Annotated in this window: 11 protein-coding genes; 6 read left to right on the top strand and 5 right to left on the bottom strand. The window is 71.9% G+C overall.

The window, feature by feature from the left end; translation table 11 throughout:
* Positions 1–132: 132 nt before the first annotated feature.
* Both QIY60_RS15770 and QIY60_RS15765 read right to left on the bottom strand, forming a co-directional pair.
* Complete coding sequence (locus QIY60_RS15770; RefSeq protein WP_283145948.1) at positions 133–1,860, bottom strand: MFS transporter; 1,728 nt, start codon at positions 1,858–1,860, stop codon at positions 133–135.
* Between the two features lie 585 nt (positions 1,861–2,445).
* The gene (locus QIY60_RS15765) at positions 2,446–5,007 is read right to left on the bottom strand and encodes a D-alanyl-D-alanine carboxypeptidase (RefSeq protein WP_283143018.1); all 2,562 of its coding nucleotides are present in this window, start codon (positions 5,005–5,007) and stop codon (positions 2,446–2,448) included.
* Positions 5,008–5,202: 195 nt separating this feature from the next.
* On the opposite strand from QIY60_RS15765, the gene QIY60_RS15760 reads away from it, so the two are divergent.
* The 3 genes from QIY60_RS15760 (at position 5,203) to QIY60_RS15750 (ending at position 7,560) form a co-directional block, all read left to right on the top strand.
* Positions 5,203–5,955, top strand: a complete 753-nt coding sequence (locus tag QIY60_RS15760) for a GPP34 family phosphoprotein (RefSeq protein WP_101388776.1) — start codon at positions 5,203–5,205, stop codon at positions 5,953–5,955.
* A 324-nt stretch (positions 5,956–6,279) separates the two neighbouring features.
* Positions 6,280–7,137 (top strand): helix-turn-helix transcriptional regulator, encoded by an 858-nt coding sequence (locus QIY60_RS15755; protein WP_190088185.1) that lies wholly within the window; start codon positions 6,280–6,282, stop codon positions 7,135–7,137.
* A gap of 213 nt (positions 7,138–7,350) precedes the next feature.
* On the top strand, positions 7,351–7,560 hold the full coding sequence (locus tag QIY60_RS15750; RefSeq protein ID WP_101388778.1) for a DUF397 domain-containing protein: 210 nt from the start codon (positions 7,351–7,353) through the stop codon (positions 7,558–7,560).
* 99 nt (positions 7,561–7,659) lie between these two features.
* Here the strand turns inward: QIY60_RS15750 and QIY60_RS15745 are convergent, their stop codons facing one another.
* A complete protein-coding gene (locus QIY60_RS15745; RefSeq protein WP_283143017.1) occupies positions 7,660–8,508 on the bottom strand; it encodes a hypothetical protein in 849 nt (282 codons plus the stop codon).
* 81 nt (positions 8,509–8,589) lie between these two features.
* On the opposite strand from QIY60_RS15745, the gene QIY60_RS15740 reads away from it, so the two are divergent.
* From QIY60_RS15740 to iscB, 3 genes are all read left to right on the top strand, one after another.
* The gene (locus QIY60_RS15740) at positions 8,590–9,372 is read left to right on the top strand and encodes an SDR family oxidoreductase (RefSeq protein WP_283143016.1); all 783 of its coding nucleotides are present in this window, start codon (positions 8,590–8,592) and stop codon (positions 9,370–9,372) included.
* A 336-nt stretch (positions 9,373–9,708) separates the two neighbouring features.
* Entirely contained in the window at positions 9,709–11,274 is a 1,566-nt protein-coding gene (locus QIY60_RS15735; RefSeq protein ID WP_283143015.1) for a sodium:solute symporter family protein, read from the top strand.
* A gap of 425 nt (positions 11,275–11,699) precedes the next feature.
* Positions 11,700–13,061, top strand: a complete 1,362-nt coding sequence (iscB, locus tag QIY60_RS15730) for an RNA-guided endonuclease IscB (protein ID WP_283145947.1) — start codon at positions 11,700–11,702, stop codon at positions 13,059–13,061.
* Positions 13,062–13,080: 19 nt separating this feature from the next.
* On the opposite strand, the gene QIY60_RS15725 is transcribed toward iscB, so the two are convergent.
* On the bottom strand, positions 13,081–14,205 hold the full coding sequence (locus QIY60_RS15725; protein ID WP_283143014.1) for an ADP-ribosylglycohydrolase family protein: 1,125 nt from the start codon (positions 14,203–14,205) through the stop codon (positions 13,081–13,083).
* Positions 14,206–14,574: 369 nt separating this feature from the next.
* On the bottom strand, positions 14,575–17,961 hold the full coding sequence (locus QIY60_RS15715; protein WP_349253921.1) for a tetratricopeptide repeat protein: 3,387 nt from the start codon (positions 17,959–17,961) through the stop codon (positions 14,575–14,577).
* Positions 17,962–17,970 lie beyond the last annotated feature (9 nt).

The following is a 17,970-nucleotide window of genomic DNA, read 5'->3' as shown; positions in this document are numbered from 1 at the left end:
ATCCTCGGGGCGCCCCGGAGGGGCGCTTTTAGGGGCGCGGGGAACTGCGCGACCAGCCCCCACCGACCCGCAGACGAATCGGGGCCGCAAATGTCACAGCGGGAAGGGGCGGGGTGGGGCTGATCCACACCGTTAGTGATCGGGACGGAGTTCCGTCGGGCACGCCGTCCCCCGGCGGAGGCTGTACGGGGCCGCCAAGCGGTACGTGCCCGCCTTGGGCGCGAGCAGCTCAGTCCACTCGTCCCCCGCCGCATCCTCCGGCGCCTTCCACAAACACCCATTGGGGTTCGTGAACGTCTTCGGCGTGCCATGAGCCCGGCTCTTGGACTCCGGCGTCTCCTGCGGCGGCTCCACACCCTTCCCCTTCTCGTCCACCAGCTTCAGCCACGGCGAGTAAGGGATACGGACCAGGACCCGCCCGGGCGCGCTCACCTTCAGCGTCCACTCGCCCTCCCCCGCGTGCAGCACCGTCGCGGGCGGATCGGCGAGCGGGGTCGGGTCGTCGACCGCGAACAGCCGCCAGTTGTCGTTGCTCCACACTTCCTTCAGGTACGGCAGGCCCTTCTGGATCAGCTTGGCCTCCTGCTCGGCGCCGTTGGAGTCCGGCGGCCCCATGGGCAGCACCACGTAGTGGACGGCCCAGCGGCCCAGCCAGCCCCGGTAGCTGGCCGAGTTCAGCGTGTCGTCGTAGAAGAGCGGGTTGCGCTCCATGTCGGCCTGGCGGTTCCAGCCCCGGGCGAGGTTGACGTACGGCGCGACCGCCGAGGCCTCGCGGTGGCTGGACGCGGGCACGACCTCGACGCGCCCGCGCTCCGCGCCGACCTCCTGGAGCTGGTCCACGAGCGGCGCGAGCTCACGCGCCCAGGACGCGGCCGGGAGGGTGCTGACGATGTCGTCGACGGCCTTGAAGCCGATCCAGAAGTTCATCCCCGCGAAGGCGATGACCAGCGCGTACCACTTGCGCGAGCGCGGCACCACGTACGGCAGGGCGGCCAGGAACACCACGCCCGCGAAGAGCATCGCCAGCCGGGTCACATTGGACCCGATCTGCGAGTCGATGATCCAGGTGAGCAGCACGCCCACCCCGTACACCGCGGCCCCCGTGCGGACCGTCCGCCAGTCCTTCGGCACCGCGAAGAGGGTGATCACCGCGAAGAGGAACGGCAGCGACACCGAGGCGAGCGACATCGGCTGGGTGCCCGAGAAGGGGAACAGCAGGGCCGAGAGCGCCACGACGGCGGCCGGCGGCAGACCGAGGGCGTACGCGCCCGGGCGGCGCCCGTTCAGGAACAGCGCGGCCGCGATCACCCCGAGGAAGAGGCCCGCGACCGGGCTGCTCGCCGTGGCGAGCCCGGCCAGCGGCGCGGCGACCGCGCCCTTGGCCCACCGGTTCTCGGCCCACTTGCGGGGCCAGCAGAAGACCGCCGCGACCGCGCCGAGCGCGAACATCGTGCCGAGCCCGAACGTCACCCGGCCGGACATGGCGTTGCACAGGAAGGCGAAGAGGGCCGCGAACGCGCACGGCAGCGGATTGCGGACGGCCCGCACCCGCACCAGGATCAGCGTGATCAGCCCGGCCGACACGGTCCCGGCGATCATCATCGTCGAGCGGACGCCGAGCATCGACATCAGATACGGCGAGATCACGCTGTACGAGACGGGGTGCATCCCGCCGTACCAGGCCAGGTTGTACGCGGAGGCGGGGTGCCGGCCGACGAACTCGGCCCAGGCGTCCTGCGCGGCGAGGTCGCCGCCGCTGTTGGCGAAGAAGAAGAACCAGAGGATGTGGCCGACGGCGGCGACGGCCGTGACCGCGTACACGGGGTACCGGACCGCGAGGGCCCGCAGCCGGCACAGCACGGTGGAGTCGACGGCCGGGACGGGGTCCTCGGCGGTGCCCGATTCCTTGGCGGTGGCCGGGTCCTCAGTGGGGACCGGGTCCGCAACGGGGACCGAGCCCTCGGCCGACCCTACGGCCGCACCCGCATCCCCATCCGGGACCGCGTCCTCAGCCAGGCCCGACCCCTCGGTCCGGACCGCTTCCTTCTCCAGGACCGGGGCCGCGTCGACGCGCCCGGTCGGGTTCTCTTCCCTCACCGGGTCCCTGTTCTCGTCCTGTATTCGTCCACCCGGCCGAGAAGGGCTGCTGCCGTCGGCGCGGGTGGGCGTCGGCTCAGCGGTGGTCACTGCGGCTCTCCCGCCTCACACAGTCTCAGGACGTCTCTCGCCCCATCGCTCATAGGGACGCCGCCCAGCGTCCTCCAGTTGACCGAAGCTAGCACGAGAGCGCGAGCGACCTGCGCCCGAAGCCCGGCGGGCGCGGGCGATCCCCGCTCTCCAATAAAGATCATTTTCCGTTCGCCCCCTTCGCGTCGGAGCCCATCGTCACGCGGGCCCGGCACCCTTCCCGGTGCCGGGCCCGCGCTCGTACGTCCGCTGCGCCCGCTAGCCCAGACGGGTCAGCTTCGACCCGAAGCCGGGCTCGGCGAGCGCCTTCTGGAGGGCGACCGGCGCGGAGACCTGGCCGGAGCCGGAGCCCACGGTCAGCTTGCCGACCACCGTGCCCGCCTTCGCCGAGTGCGGGACCTTGCCGTCACTCGGCGTGAGCGAGATCGCCGTCCTCAGTCCGGACCAGCCGGCGACGGTCAGGTCCTTGGTGGCGACGACCGGCGTCCTGCCGCCGAGGCCGTCGTCCACGTACCCGACGACGGCGCCCTTCTTGATCACGGTCGCCGAGGTGAGCGACTTGCGGGTGGCGATCAGGACGTCCTTGCTGACCTTGTTGACCAGGTCCAGGATCGACACCGCCTTGTGCTGGCCGAAGACCGCGCCCACGATCGTCTGCTTGGTGCCGCCGACCTCCTTGACGGCGGCGAAGAGCAGATTGCCACCCGCCTTGGTGGTGGAGCCGGTCTTGATGCCGATCGCGCCGTTGAACGGCACCAGCTTGTTGTAGTTGGGCCACTTGCGGCCGGTCGAGTCGTACCAGTACGGCTGCCGGGTGATGTCGACCAGCGCCGGGTCCTTCACCAGCTCGGTGGCCAGCTTCACCTGGTCGACGGCGGTCGAGACGGTGGTGGCGTTCAGACCGGACGGGTCGGTGTACGTGGTGTTCGTCATCCCGAGCTGCTTCGCGGTGTCGTTCATCTTCTTGACGAACGCCGCCTCGGAGCCCGCGTCCCAGCGGGCCAGCAGCCGCGCCACGTTGTTCGCGGACGGGATCATGACCGCGCTCAGCGCGTCCTTCTGGGTGAGGTTCTGGCCCGCCTTGATGGTGTCGACGGTCGACTCGTCCTTACCGGCCTTGTTGTAGCCGCCCTCCTTCTCCGCGAGCTCGTCGACGGGGATGGAGGCGCCCTTGGAGCCCACCTTCATCGGGTGGTCGCGCATGATGATGTACGCGGTCATCGACTTGGTCACGCTGGCGATCGGGACCGGCTTCTCCTCGCCGAACCGGCCGACCGTGCCGAGGCCCGACACCGTGATGATGCCCTGCCCCTCGCTGGGCCACGGCAGCTGCGGCGCGCCGCCCTCGAAGGTGAACTCCGGCGCCGACGTCATCTTCAGCTCGGCGTCCGGGAGCGGGCGTACGAACTGTACGACCGCAAACACGATCAGCAGCAGAAGGACCAGCGGGGTCCAGATCTTGAACCGCCGCACCGCGGTGCGGACCGGGGTCTGCGGCGGGGGCGGGGTGTTGGTGAGCTCCGCGAGCAGGTCGAGCGGCGGCTTCGGCGGCAGCGGCTGCTGCCGGGTCCGCTCGGCGGCGTCGGCGTCCGGCACGGAGATGCGGGGCGAGGTCGGGAGCTTCGGCGCGGCGGGCGCGGCGGCCTTCGGGGCCTCGGCCTTCGCGTCCCCGGCCTTCGGGGCCTCCGTCTTCGGCTTCTCGGTGTCCGGGCGTACGTCGTCGGAGCGCAGCGGGACGAAGGTGCTGGCCCGCTCGCCCGCGCCCGGCCGCCGGATGGCGGTGGTCGGCTGGTCCACCACGGGCGGCTTGACGGCCTTGAAGACGGCGGTCGGCTGGTCGACCGCCTCGGGCTTGCCCGCGCTCTCGGCACTGGGCTTGGCACCCCAGGAGGCGGCCCGGCCCTCGGGGGCGGGCTTGTCGGCGGGGGTGGAGGGGCGCTCGGGCTCGGCGTCGGCTTCCGGCTCGGCGCCGGAGTCCTTGGCGTCCGACTTCGCGTCGGACTTCGGCTCGGGCTCGGGCTTCGCGTCCGGCTTGCTGTCCTTCTCGGCGTCCTTCTCGGCCTCGGGCGCGGCGTCCGGCTCGGCAGCGGCCTCAGGGGCGGCCTGAGCAGGCTCGTCGGCCGCTTCGGCGTCCGCCTCGGGCTCCGAGGCGTCGTCGGCCGCGGCAGCGGCCTTCTCGCCGGACTCCTGAGCCGCGGGCTCGTCCCCGGAAGCGTCGGAGGCGTCGTCCGCCTCGGGCGCCGCCGTCGGCGCGGGCACGGTCTCCCGTACAGGCGTGGCCTCGGCAGCGGGCTCCTCGGCCGCGCCCTCCGCGTCCGCGCCCGTGCCGTCCGGCTTCTCGGCGGCGGCAGCCGGGGCGTCCGCCTTCGCGGCACCGGACCCGGACCCGGCGACCTCGGCCGCGTCCGCGTCGTCGTCCGTGGCCACCCACGCCGCCACGGCCGCCCGCAGACGGGTGTCGCGGGACTCGTGGTCCTCCTGGCGCGGGGTGCGGAAGACGGCGGTCGCCTGGTCCACGGGGGCGGAGTCGCCGTCGGCGGCCCGGTCGGCACCGGAGCCGTCGCCCGAGCCGTTCACGGACCCGTTCGCGGCACCCTTCGCCGAGCCGTTCGCCGAACCGGCCGCGGAGCCGTTGGCGGAACCGTTCGCGGAGGCCTTCGCGGAGCCGTTGCGCTCCGGACCGGAAACGGAGCCGGAACCGGACGCGGCCCGGGGGCCGTCATCCGATCCGAACACCGCCACACGGGGGTCGCGTTCGCTCGGAGTCGTCTCCCCCGACGACTGCTGCTGCTCCGACCTGTCGGGGGACTCGCCCGCCACCGATGCCTCCTCCCGGCGCCCCGGGGCGCCGTCCGAACCTGTCCGAACCATCTACCAGTGTCCTGTGTGCGGGGTTGACCCCCGTGCTAGACGAGAACGACATACCTGTCGGTTCCCGTACTTACCGCCCAGGCGCTCTCGACAGATGAATGTGAGAGGGGTCACCCTGTCATTCATCCACGCGGGGAGGCATGGATGGGCAGGAGCCGCAGAACAATTCCGGAGGAGCTTCTGCTGCTCGCTCTGGACCCGGCCACGGGTACCACAGCGCAGCCGCAGTCGCTCGACCTCGGCCTGGCCGGAGCCCAGCTAGTGGAGCTGGCTCTGGCAGGACGGATAGCCCCAGACGGGGATCGTATCGCCGTGGTGATGGCACGGCCGACAGGAGATCCGACACTGGACTCCGCACTGGAACTGCTGCGCAGGCGCGGCAGCCCGGTCCGGGCCGTCCACTGGATCGGCGGGCCCCGACTGGGGCTGCGCCAGATTTACCTCGCGCACCTGGAGCGGTGCGGCATGGTGCATGCCGTCTCGGGCCAGATGTGCGGAGTGTTGCCGACGACTCGCTACCAGGCGACGGACACGGCGATCAGCCGGGACATCAGGGCCCGGCTGGACAGTGCGATCCGCACCGGCGTACCGCCGGACCCGCGGACCGCGGCGCTCGCCGCACTGGCCCACGCGGTCGGACTCGGCAAGCACCTGTACCCGGGCAACGAGGGGCGTTCATCCCGCTCCCGCCTCCGGGACCTGATCAGGCACGACCCGATGGGCGGACTGGTGGCGCACGCCGTCATGGACGTCCAGAACGGAGTGGGCGCGCAGCCGCGCCGCACCGCCAACGGCACCGGCAACGGCGCCCCGGCGGGCACGCGCGCGACCGCGACCGCGCCGGGCGTGCCGATGCAGCCGCACCGCGGCAGCATGGCCCGCGCAGTGGCCCACTAGCGGCCGCTCCGGCACCGGTCACACGCACCACCTCACGCACCACGCACGGCCCGCACCACCGAGCACCACGGCACCACCCCGCACCACCCGCCGCACCGACGTCCCCCTCACGACCCGGTTCGGGAGCCGCAGCACGGGCGCGCGGGGCCGGCCATCGCCGGTCCCGCGCGCTTCGCGTCTTGCGAGGCCCGGCGCTCGTACCCGCGGTAGCCGGTACCCCACCGTGTGTGGCCATTTCCCAGCGCGGCCAGGAACATTGGTGGCAGTCTGCTGAGCACAAGAGCAGAGAACAACAGAAGTGCCGCAGCCGGAGGTGCAGTTCCCGTGGCGTCCAACGTCAATCCCACCGTCAGGCGACGCCGACTGGGCCAGGAGCTCCGTCGACTCCGCGAGCTGAAGGGCATGACGGCCGAGGAGGTCGCCGAGCGCCTGCTGGTCTCCCAGTCGAAGATCAGCCGACTGGAGAACGGCCGCCGCTCCATCAGCCAGCGCGACGTGCGCGACCTGTGCGGGGTGTACGAGGTCGAGGACCACCGGATCGTCGACTCGCTGATGCAAATGGCCAAGGACTCCCGGCAGCAGGGCTGGTGGCACGCCTTCGGCGACATCCCGTACAGCGTCTACATCGGTCTGGAGACCGACGCGGCGAGCCTGCGCGTCTACGAGTCGCTGATCGTGCCCGGACTGCTGCAGACGCGCGAGTACGCGCAGGCGGTGATCGAGGGCATGTGGCCCGAGGCCACCTCCAGCGACATCGACAAACGGATCCAGATCCGGCTCAAACGCCAGGACCGGCTCACCGACCCGACCAACCCGCTGCGCTTCTGGGCGGTGATCGACGAGGCGCTGCTGCGCCGTGTGGTCGGCAACGAGCAGATCATGCGCGACCAGCTGCTGCACCTGGCCCAGTTGAGCGAGCAGCCGCACGTGACGCTCCAGGTGCTGCCGTACGACGCGGGAGCGCACCCGGGCATGTACGGCAAGTTCGCCATCCTGGAGTTCCACGACGCCATGGACGCGAGCGTGGTCTATCTGGAGGGCGTGACGAGCGACCTCTATCTGGAGAAGGCCAACGACGTGCAGAGCTACACCGTGATGTACGAGCACCTGAGGGCCAAGGCGCTCAGCGCCGAGCAGTCGCGGGAGTTCATCCACCGTGTGGTCGACGGGTACGCGTCGTGAGCGAGTGACAGGAGAGGTGACCGCGGACGCCGTGGGGCGCGCACCCTACACCTCTGCGGCCTCGACTGAGAAGGACCCGATGGAATATGCCATCCGGATGGGTGAAGGGCCCCTGTCATCGGTGATGTTGCGGCGTAGCGTCGCACGCAGAGCCGCTGGGCTTCAGCGGCCGGGCACATCACCCGGGCAACCGGATCAACCATCGGAGTCATTATGCGCGTTCAGCAGCATGCACTGACGGAGTGGACCAAGTCCTCATACTCCGCCGTGAACGGCGACTGTGTGGAAGTCAAGGCCGCAGATCACTCGACCGTGTCGGTCCGCGACTCCAAGAACCCGCTCAACGGGATGATCGACTTCGCCCCCACGACGTGGTCGGCCTTCATCCAGGACGTCAACCGCACCGCGCCGCGTGGAGTCTGATCTTCACCGGCGCCGCTCCACCGCAAAGTGAGCAAGGCCCTCTCGACTGGTCCGCCGTCCTGGCCGAGGGGGCTGGTTGCTGTCCGGGCACCCTCCGCCTCACTCCGTCCGGCGCAGCCGGTCCACATGGCGGTCCGTGCCCGGCACCGTCGGAATGAACGGCGCCACCAACTCGACGTTCCCCAGGCCCGATTCGGCCACCGCCGCGTCAAGCCCCGCGAAGTGCTCCTCCCACACCTCGCCCGGGTCCCGCTCCAGGAACCACAGCAGCGTCAGCCGGGTGTCCACCCCCTCGACCTGCTTCACGTACGTCATCCGGTCGCCGGGCAGCGGGGTCGGCCGGAAGACCGTCACCAGCGCGGCCGGACCGCCCGCGAGCCGGCGCGGCAGGTGCCGCGACCGCAGCCACTCCACCAACTCACCTCTTCGGTCCGCCGCTTCGGCGTCGATCACCTGGAGCACCAGGCCCGCGTACGGGTGGTCGAGCGCGTGGTAGTCGCGCGGACCCGCCGCCCCGTCGCGGTAGACGGTCGCCTCGTGGTCCTGGAAGGCGGTGAAGACGTGCGTACGGCCCTGGTAGACGCGGCCGTCCCGGTTGAGCCGCCGGTTGATGCCGACGGTCCACTTCATGTGGTCGTCGTAGCGGCCCTCGGTGATCCAGTACGTGGAGAGGTAGCACCCGGCGGTCACCGGCCGGGCGATCGCGGACTTCTCCGGGTAGCGCAGCTCCTGGAGCTCGCGGGTGGCCACCCAGCGCCGCCCCGCGAACATCCAGGGCATGGCCATCGCCCCGGCGTAGTAGTGGTCGTCCTCGTACCAGCGGTTGTACGCGTACTCGTGGCCCGGGTGCGGCTCCACCATGGTGATCAGGGCGTGGCCCGGGTGCACCCCGTACGGCCCGACCGCCGCCAGCTCCGCGTACTCCTGACTCCTGGTCTCCTCACCCACGACGCTCCCCTTCCCTCCTGCTGCGGTCCGCCCTACTCTGACGCCCCGTCAGAAGAACTGCCAGAGCCGGGAGGCGTCCAGATGCTGCTGAACGGGAAGACGGTCGTCGTGTCCGGCGTCGGCGCCGGGCTCGGGCACCAGGTGGCCGCGGCCGTCGTCCGGGACGGGGGCAACGCGGTGCTCGGGGCGCGCACCGAGGAGAACCTCGCCAAGGCGGCCCACGAGATCGACCCCGAGGGCGCGCACACCGCGTACCGGCCGACCGACATCACCGTCGAGGCGTCGTGCGAGGCGCTGGCCGCGCTCGCGGTGGAGCGGTTCGGGCGGATCGACGCGGTGGTCCACGTCGCCGCCTGGGACAGCTACTTCGGCGGGATCGAGGACGCGGACCTCGCCACCTGGCAGGGCGTGCTCGACGTCAATCTGCTCGGCACACTGCGGATGACCCGGGCGTGCCTGCCCGCCCTCAAGGAGCGCGGCGGCTCGGTGGTCGTCATCGGCACACAGTCGGCCGTGGCCGCACCGTCCCAGGTGAGCCAGGCGGCGTACGCGGCGTCGAAGGGGGCGCTGACCTCGGCGATGTACTCCATGGCCCGGGAGTTCGGCCCGCACCGGATCCGGGTGAACACGGTCCTGCCGGGCTGGATGTGGGGCCCGCCGGTGCAGGCGTACGTCCGGTTCACCGCGCACACCGAGAAGGTCCCCGAGGCCGAGGTGCTCGGGCGCCTGACCGAGCGGATGGCGCTGCCGGAGCTGGCGACGGACGCGGACGTGGCGGAGGCCGTGGCGTTCCTGGCCTCCGACCGGGCGAGGGCGATCACGGGGCAGTCGCTGCTGGTGAACGCCGGAGAAATCATGCGCTAGGCGCTTCGGTGGCTTTGGCCCACTCTCTCGGCCGCACGGGACCCGCATCCCGTGCGGCCGTTCACGTATGTACGCGTCTGACGAAGTGCTCGTTCATGGTGTGGCCCGGGTCACGGGTGCGGCAATGACCCGTTCCGTAAAGCAGAGGCAAAATCGTTCCACTTTATGATCTGCGTTCATATCCATGACCACCGAAAGCCTTGACCAGCCCTCCGAACAGGCGGTTCAATCCCCGGAAGTCCCCGCTCCCGCACGGGGCCCGCTGAGCCGGACGCACTGACGAAGAGCACCGGCAGACACCTCGATGTTCACAAGGCGGACCCCTCGGAGGGGACAATGAACAGTCTCGACTGGGCCGTGCTCATCGGCTACTTCGGCGTGATGGTCGCGATCGGCGTCTGGTCCCACAAGCGGGTCGACGACGTCGCCGACTTCTTCACGGCCGGCGGCAAGATGCCGTGGTGGCTCTCGGGCATCTCGCACCACATGTCCGGGTACAGCGCGGTGATGTTCACGGGGTATGCGGGGATCGCATACACCTACGGAGTCACCTCCTACGTGACCTGGTCCTTCCCCATCGCCGTCGGCATCGCCATCGGGGCCTCCCTGTTCGCACCCCGGCTCAACCGGCTGCGCTCGCGACTGCACGTCGCCTCACCGCTCGAGTACCTCAAGAACCGCTACAACATCCCGACCCAGCAGGCCCTCGCCTGGTCCGGACTGCTCCTGAAGATCGTCGACGTCGGCGCCAAGTGGGCGGCCATCGCGACCCTGCTCTCCGTCTTCACGGGCATGTCCATCAATCAGGGCATCCTCATCACGGGCGTCATCACCGGCATCTACTGCACGGTCGGCGGCCTGTGGGCCGACGCCCTCACGGAACTCGGCCAGTTCGTCATCCAGCTCTGCGCGGGCGTCGCGATGCTGATCGCCGTGATGTCGAAGCTCGGCGGCTTCAGCACCCTGTGGACCGTCTGGGACAAGCTCCCGGACGCACACACCCACCCGACGGCGGGCCCGTACACGGTGACGTTCCTGCTCGCCTACCTGTTCATAAAGACGTTCGAGTACTCAGGCGGGATGTGGAACCAAGCCCAGCGCTACATGGCCACCGACTCGGCCCGCTCCGCGACCCGTTCGGCCCGGCTGTCGGCCGTCCTGTGGCTGATCTGGCCGCTGGTTCTCTTCTTCCCGATGTGGTGCGCGCCGCTCCTGGTGCACGCCAAGAAGCCGGACGCCTCCGACTCGTACGCCCTGATGACCGAGAGCCTGCTGCCGCACGGTCTGCTCGGCCTGGTCATCGTCGGCTTCTTCTCCCACACGATGGCGATGTGCTCCTCGGACGCCAACGCCATCTCGGCCGTCTTCACCCGGGACATCGCGCCGGTCCTCTCGAAGGCCGCCCGTTCCTGGAGTTCACGGGGCGGGCTGCTCGCCGCGCGGCTGTCCACGGTCTCGTTCCTGGCCCTGTCGATGGCCCTCGCCACGCAGATCAACTCCCCCGCGTTCAAGGACATCATCACGGTGGTCATCAAGTGGGTGGCCGGGCTGATGGGTCCGATCGCGATCCCGTTCATGCTCGGTCTGCTGCCGCGGTTCCGTAAGTCGGGTCCCACGGCGGCGCTGACCAGTTGGGCGATGGGCCTTGTGGCGTTCTGGCTGGTGAACTACCCGATCAACTGGGCCATCAAGGACGGCGTTCCGCTGCAGTACCAGGTGTCGGTGCCACTGGCCGTCTCGCTGGTGCTGTACATCCTGATCGGCTACATCAAGCCGGAGGACACGCCCGAGCGGGACGCGCTGCTGGCGCGGATCAACTCGGACGACGGCGGGGCGGCCGCCGCGGTTCCGGCTCCGCGGGAGCCGGGCGGCGAGCTGTTCCGGGAGCCTGCCAAGGATTGAGGCCATGTGCCCGTACGGCCGTTCTTGGGCCGTACGGGTGACCCTTTCCTCGACTCGTCGTTGTCCCTTTCGAATACAACGGCGGCATGCCGACCGCCCCCGGCCTCGCGCCTGGTCGGCCAGCCCCAGTCATCGTGCGGGTGATCGCAGAGGAGGTGCATTCGATGACTACGTTCCACATGAGCGAGCAGACCCACCCTGTCGTGCTTCCTCAGCGGCAGGCTCTGGAACCGGTGTCCGCAGACAACCTCGGGGGCGAGGACGAAACGGGGCATCGGCGCTCGGCCGACGGCCGGGCCACTGGTGTGGGACACGGGCGAGGGGAGACTCCCGGTTGCGGCACCCGCGACCGGGGGCGTCACCCCGATGTTCCGGCCGTAGCCGGGGCGGAGGGAGAGAACCCGGGCGGTGACGCCCGTATACATGTGGTCGGGGTGGGGGCGCCAAGGGTGTTCGTCCTCGATCGGGGCGGATGTCCGTTGATGCCGACGCATCCGGCGCGGGCCCGTGAGTTGCTCGGTAAGGGGCGGGCCGTCGTGGTTCGGCACACTCCTTTCGTGATCCGGCTGAAGGACCGGGGCGCTGGGGCCTCGGAAGTGGCAGGGGTCGCTGTGCGGATCGATCCCGGTTCGAAGGGCACGGGGCTCGTGCTCACGGATGAGAAGCCCGAGTTGGGACCGGATGGCGGGAAAGCCATGGTCCGGCGAGGCCTGGTCGCTCTTCAGTTGAATCACCGGGGTGGTCAGATCCGGCGGCAGATGGAGAAGCGGGCGCAGCTTCGGCGGAGGCGGCGGCTGGCGCATCTGCGGTACCGCGCTTCGCGGTTTCGCAATCGCCGCCGTCCGGACGGCTGGCTCGCTCCCTCCGTCCGGCACCGCGTGGAGACGACGGTGTCGACGGTGCGGCGTCTGATGCGGTTCGCACCGGTCTCCGAGATCCATGTGGAGCGTGCGGCGTTCGACACTCAAGCTCTCTCGGCGGGGCGGGCTCTGGTGGGGGTGGAGTACCAGCAAGGTCCGCTGTTCGGCTTCGAGCTTCGGGAGTATCTACTCGTCCGCTGGGGGCGGGCGTGTGTGTACTGCGGCGTGAAGGGAGTGCCGCTGCAGATCGATCATCTGCGGGCCCGATCGCGCGGTGGAACGGATCGTCTCAGCAATCTCGTACTGGCCTGTGCGCCGTGCAACAGCTCCAAGTGCGGGCGGCCTGTCGAGGAGTTCCTTGTGGGTCGCCCGGAGCTGGCTGCGCGGCTTCTGGCCCGTGCGAAGGCTCCGCTGAGGGACGCGGCCGTCATGAACTCCACTCGCTATGCCCTGTGCGCACGCCTCGGGGGCTTGGGCGTTCCGGTGAGTGGCTGGTCCGGTGGCCGTACGAGTGCGAACCGGGCGCGTTTCGGGCTGCGGAAGAGCCACGTGTCGGACGCTCTGTGCGTCGGCGAGTCGCTGCCGGGGGACCGGATCGTCAGGCGCACGGGAGTGGTTCTTCTCGTGGGGTGCACGGGTCGGGGTTCGTACCGTCGGACCACGCCGGACAGGTTCGGGTTTCCCCGTCTGACTCGGCCACGACGGAAGCAGTTCCATGGGTATGCAACGGGTGATCTGGTGCGGGCGACCGTGCCGCGTGGCAAGCACCGTGGACGGTATGTGGGGCGGATCTCCGTGCGCAGCAAGGGGACGTTCGCGCTGACGCATGCGTCCGGGCGCATCGATGTTCACCACGGCAATGTGGTGCTGATCCAGCGCGGGGACGGATATCGATACGACTGGGGGCCGGACCCGACAGGCCGCTGAGCAGGTGCGGCCCTCGGCCTCAGCTCCTGGGGTAACGGGCCAGCCAGCCCGGGGTGTTGACCGCTGGGCCGTGCAGGGCCGGGCCCTGGGTCATTTCCATCGCGAAGTCGTCGGCGAGTTCGAGGACCGTGGACCGGCCTTCCAGTTCGGCGAGCCAGCCGGGTGGGAGGGCGGTCTCGCCGTGCAGGGCGCCCAGGAGCGTGCCGCAGAGGGTGGCGGTGGCGCCGGAGGGGCCGTCGTGGTTGACGGCGAGCAGCAGGCCGTGGCGGATGTCCTCGCCGACCAGGGCGCAGTACACGGCGATGGCCAGCGCCTCCTGGGCGAGGTGGCCCTCGCCGAGGGAGGCGACCAGGCCGGGGCTCGGCATGCCCTGGCGTACGGCGCCGAGGGCATGCTGGAGGGCGTCCGTGACGGGCTGGTGGCCGGGGCGCTGGGCGAGCAGGGCGAGGGTGCGCTGGACGGCCGCGTCCAGGGACTCGCCCCGGGCCAGGCCGTGGACGATCACGGCGTGGGCGCCGGCCGAGAGGTACGCGGCGGGGTCGCCGTGCGTCTGGGCCGCGCACTCCACGGCGAGCTGGAGCACGAGCTGCGGCTCCCAGCCGACGAGCAGGCCGAAGGGGCCGGAGCGGGTGAGGGCGGCGGGGTCGCGGGCGTCGGGGTTCTTGGGCCGGTCGAGGGTGCCCATGACGTCGTCGGCGAGCCCGAGCAGGCAGGCGCGGGCGGGGTCGCGTCTGCTGTACAGCCACTCCTCCCTGGCGAGCCACCCGTTGTCCTTGCGCCGCTCGTCCGGTCCCCAGTCGCGCTGGGTGGCGGCCCAGCGGAGGTACGCGCGGTGGACGTCGGTCGGGGGGTGCCAGGCGCCGGTGTCGCGGCGGACCTGGGCGCGGATGAGGCCGTCGACGGTGAAGAGGGTGAGCTGGGTGGCGGCGGTGATGCGGCCGCCACCCGCCTCGCCGGCCGGGCCGGTGACGCCCTCGGGCCCGTACCGGGTGCGGATCGTGTCGAGGGTGAGGGGGGTGACGGGGGCGCCGAGCGCGTCGCCGATCGCGCCGCCGAGGAGGCTGCCGCGGACTCGGCTGCGGAAGTCCTGCTGCTCGGTGCGGCCCCATATGGACGTGGTGGGTCCGGTGGCTGCTGCGCTCATGGCGCAGCACTGTAATTGATTGGGTGCGTGCGAATAAGAGCGCGAGGGGTATGGGGTGGGACGCCCTTTGAACGCTTTCTGTCCTCCCGGACGGGGGCCCAGTGTTCGTCTGCGGGCCGGTGGGGGCTGGTCGCGCAGTTCCCCGCGCCCCTTTTAGGCCCGGTGTTCGCCTGCGGACCGTGGTGGGTTGCTCGCGCAGTTCCCGCCCCCTCAGATGCGCCCCTGCGGGGCGCCCAGAGGATGCCGCGCAGCGGCATTTTTAGGGGCGCGGGGAACTGCGCGACCAGCCCCCACCGGCCCGCAGACGAACGGGGTCCGGGGGCGCAGCCCCCGGGAAAACCGCCCTTCGCCCCCTCTCCCCCGGAGGGTTCAGGGAAGGGGTGGGGTGGGGGGGCTGCTCTGTAGGAGCGTCCACGCTCGTTGTGTTCGGGGGGTCAGCTCCCCCGCGTTCACGCCCCCGCACAGCCCCAGCTCCTCCAACCCCTCCGCCTCCTCCCAGGAGACGTCCGGCAGCAGTTCGTCCGCCCGCGCCCAGTCCCCCCGGGCGCACGCCGCCACCAGGCCGTCGCCCCACCAGGCGTCGGGCGGGCAGCCCCTGCGGCTCGCTGCCATCGCGCGGTGGAAGGCGCCCGACTCGCCCGGCAGCGACGCCGCCGCGTCGGCCGCCGGGCCGAAGTTCCCCCGGGCCCGGTGCGAGGCCGCCAGAGCGGGCCCGGTGGCCGTGCCGTCCAGCAGCGACAAGCAGTGGTCCAGGAACGGCAGAGCCGCGCCACCGGAAGCCAGGCACACCCGCGCCCGCCGCCCGTACGCCCAGCCGATCTCCGGGTCCAGCTCAAGAGCTCGGTCCAGCGCCGACAGCGCCTCCCCCTCGCGCGACAGCGACAGCAGCGTCGCCGCCAGCGCCACGTGCAGCGCGCCCTGGCCGGGGTCGAGCGCGACCGCCCGCGTCAGGCACGCGTACGCCTCCTCGTACCGGCCAAGGGCTCGCAGCACATGCCCCCGGCCCGCCACCGGCACCGCGTCCCGGGGGTCCTCCTCGGCCGCCGCCGCGTAGTCCGCGAGGGCCTCCTCGTACCGCCCGGCCCGCCGGTACGCCTCCCCCCGCAGCGCCCGGACACCCCCGTCCTCCGGGCCGGACATGGCCACCGCCCGGTCCAGGTCGGCGACCTCCGCCTCGGCCTCCCCCAGGTCCGCCAGCAGGAACGACCGTTCCACCAGCGGCGACGGGCCGGAGCCGTGCAGGCCCACCGCGCGGTCCAGGTCCGCCCGCGCCCCCTCCACCCGCCACAGCCGCCGCCGTATCCGGCCCCGCCAGGTGAGCGCGTACACATCGTCCGGCGCCGCCTCCAGCGCCCGGTCCAGGTCCTCCAGCGCCCCCTCGGGGTCGTCCAGTTCCGAGCGCAGGCGGGCCCGCATGATCAACGCCCAGGTGTACGCGGGCTCCAGGTCCAGCGCCCTGCCGTAGTCCGCGAGGGCCTCCTCGTGGCGGCCCAGCGCCTCCAGGGACAGGGCGCGGCTGCCCAGGGCCCACGCGTACCCGCCGTCCAGGGCGAAGGCGCGGCCGTACTCCGCCACCGCCTCCTCGTGGCGGCCCGCCGAGCGCAGCACGTCGCCGCGCTCACCGACCACCCACGCCGGGTCCGCCGACAGCCGCTCCGCGCGCTCCAGGTCGGCCAGCGCGCCCGCCGTGTCCGCGAGGCCGCGCCGCACCTGGGCGCGGCGGACCAGCGCCCACTCGTAGTCCTGTTTCAGCTCCAGGGCCCGGTCCAGGTCGGCCAGGGCGCCTTCCAGGAGGCCCATCTGGTGGCGGATCCGGCCGCGGCTGGCGGGGGCCCAGGCGTCGCCCGGGTCGAGGAGGATCGCGCGGTCCAGGTCCGCCAGCGCCTCCTCGAAGCGGCCGAGCCGGCGGTACATGTCGCCCCGGTAGCCGATGTAGTACGCGTCGTCCGGGGACAGTTCGCAGGCCCGGTCCAGATCGGGGAGCGCCGCCGCGGGGCCGTCCAGCGCGCTGCGCGCCACGCTGCGGCCGTAGTACGCCCGTGCCCGCCCCGGGTCGAGCGCGATCGCCTGGTCCAGCTCGGTCAGCGCCCGCGCGTGGTCGCCCTCGTGGCGCAGCTCCCGGGCCCGTACGACATGGGCGCCCGCGCGGCCCTCGGCGCTCAGCCCGCCCCGGGACAGCAGCAGGGCCAGCACCCTTTCCACGCCCGCCTGTTCGTCGGCGAGCGCGGCCAGGCAGTCCGCGCCCCAGCGGCGCAGCGGCTCGTCGTCGGCGTCCTCGCCCGCCTCGGCCAGGGTCGTGGCCCAGCGGCGGGCGACGGCGGGCCCGGCGTCGCAGGCGTCGACGCCGTCGCGCAGCACCTGGGCGAGCGCGGCCCGGGGGTGGGCGCACAACAGGTGGTAGGACTCCTCCAGGCGCAGCTCGCGCCACCGCTCGCCTCTCCACAAGCGCTGCGCGGGAAGGGGCTCGGCGGCGGCCTCACGGCGCGCCCCGATCGCCTCGGCGAGCCGCTGGTGGCAGGCGCTCCAGCGCTGCGGCGAGCCGGTGCGCTGGACGCCGAGCATGGCCGTGCGCACCACCGCGTGGTATTGGGCACGGCCGCCGTGGTCGCTCACGAACGGCAGCGACCGGAGCCAGCCGTACAGGCCCGCCGCGTCCTCGTCGACCGCCGCCCGGAACACGTCCTCGTCGATGTTCCGGGGCAGCGCGCAGGCGAGTGCGGCCGCCCGCCGCACCGGGTCGCCCTCCCACTTCAGGAAGCGGTCGACGGCGGTGGCGCCGGGGGCGCGCGCGTCGCCGGGGTTCTCCGCGAGCGTGGACACCAGGACGGGCAGCCGCCCGGAGAGCCGCAGCACGTCGCGGACGACCTCCTCGTCCACCACGCCCTTGGCGGCGAGCAGTTGGCGCGCCTCGGTCTCGGTGAACAGGTCGAGGGGCAGCTCCGCCACCAGGTCGGCGCAGTCCGCCCAGCAGCCGGGGTCCAGACGGCGCTGGCCCGCGAGGACCACGACGACCTGGGCGGGCAGCGCCCCGTACCGCTCGGTGGTGAGCAGGTCGCGCAGCCAGGTGTCGAGGAAGGGCGAGGTGCGTTCGTACGTGTCGAAGAAGAGCACGGTCCACGGCACGTCGTCGGCGATCCGCACCAGCTCGGCCACCAGGACCGGGGTGAGGACCTTCAGCGGGTCCAGGACTAGCTGAACGTCCTCCTGTTTGCCGAACCGGGCGCTCAGCGCCGCCCGCATCCGGTCCGCGCCGAGGGCGAGTTGCTGGGCGTCCATGCCGTTCGCGAGCACGCCCACGCCGGGCACCAGGCCGAGGCCGACCAGGGACGCCTGGGCGAGCGCGGTGGAGCCGGGCGAGGGCGCGGCCGCCGGGCCGGCGGGCGCGGTGGTGAACTCCGCCTCGTACCGCCGCTGGCGGTAGGTGGCCAGGAGGCGCTCCAGGGCCTTGAGCGGGTGGCCCTGGCGGGCGAAGTGCGTGCAGATCGCGGCGAGCGTCTCGGGGACGCTGTTGACGGCCTCGTCCGCGTAGGCCGTCAGCGCGCCGCGTTCGCGCGCGGTGTGCTCCAGCTCGCGCACGAGCGACGTCTTGCCGACCCCGGCGGCGCCGTGGACGTGGAAGACGAACCGGTGCCGTTCGTCGTCGACCGGGGTGTCGAAGTTCTCCCGGAACAGGGCGAGTTCGCCCCGTCGTCCGACGAACCCGGCCCGTCTGCGCCGCCGGATGAGCTCCTGCATCGACGGTTTGCCCGCTGCCATGGGATCAGT

The sequence above is a fragment of the Streptomyces sp. BPTC-684 genome, assembly GCF_030028635.1.
GTDB classification, from domain to species: Bacteria; Actinomycetota; Actinomycetes; order Streptomycetales; family Streptomycetaceae; genus Streptomyces; species Streptomyces noboritoensis.
This window is presented reverse-complemented; position numbering and strand designations above follow the sequence as displayed.

Excerpts from the sequence above, each read along its gene's own strand:
- QIY60_RS15760 (WP_101388776.1), top strand. The coding sequence starts at position 5,203 with ATGGGCAGGAGCCGCAGAACAATTCCGGAGGAGCTTCTGCTGCTCGCT.
- QIY60_RS15715 (WP_349253921.1), bottom strand. The coding sequence starts at position 17,961 with ATGGCAGCGGGCAAACCGTCGATGCAGGAGCTCATCCGGCGGCGCAGA.
- QIY60_RS15750 (WP_101388778.1), top strand. The coding sequence starts at position 7,351 with ATGCGCGTTCAGCAGCATGCACTGACGGAGTGGACCAAGTCCTCATAC.
- QIY60_RS15725 (WP_283143014.1), bottom strand. The coding sequence starts at position 14,205 with ATGAGCGCAGCAGCCACCGGACCCACCACGTCCATATGGGGCCGCACC.
- QIY60_RS15735 (WP_283143015.1), top strand. The coding sequence starts at position 9,709 with ATGAACAGTCTCGACTGGGCCGTGCTCATCGGCTACTTCGGCGTGATG.
- QIY60_RS15740 (WP_283143016.1), top strand. The coding sequence starts at position 8,590 with ATGCTGCTGAACGGGAAGACGGTCGTCGTGTCCGGCGTCGGCGCCGGG.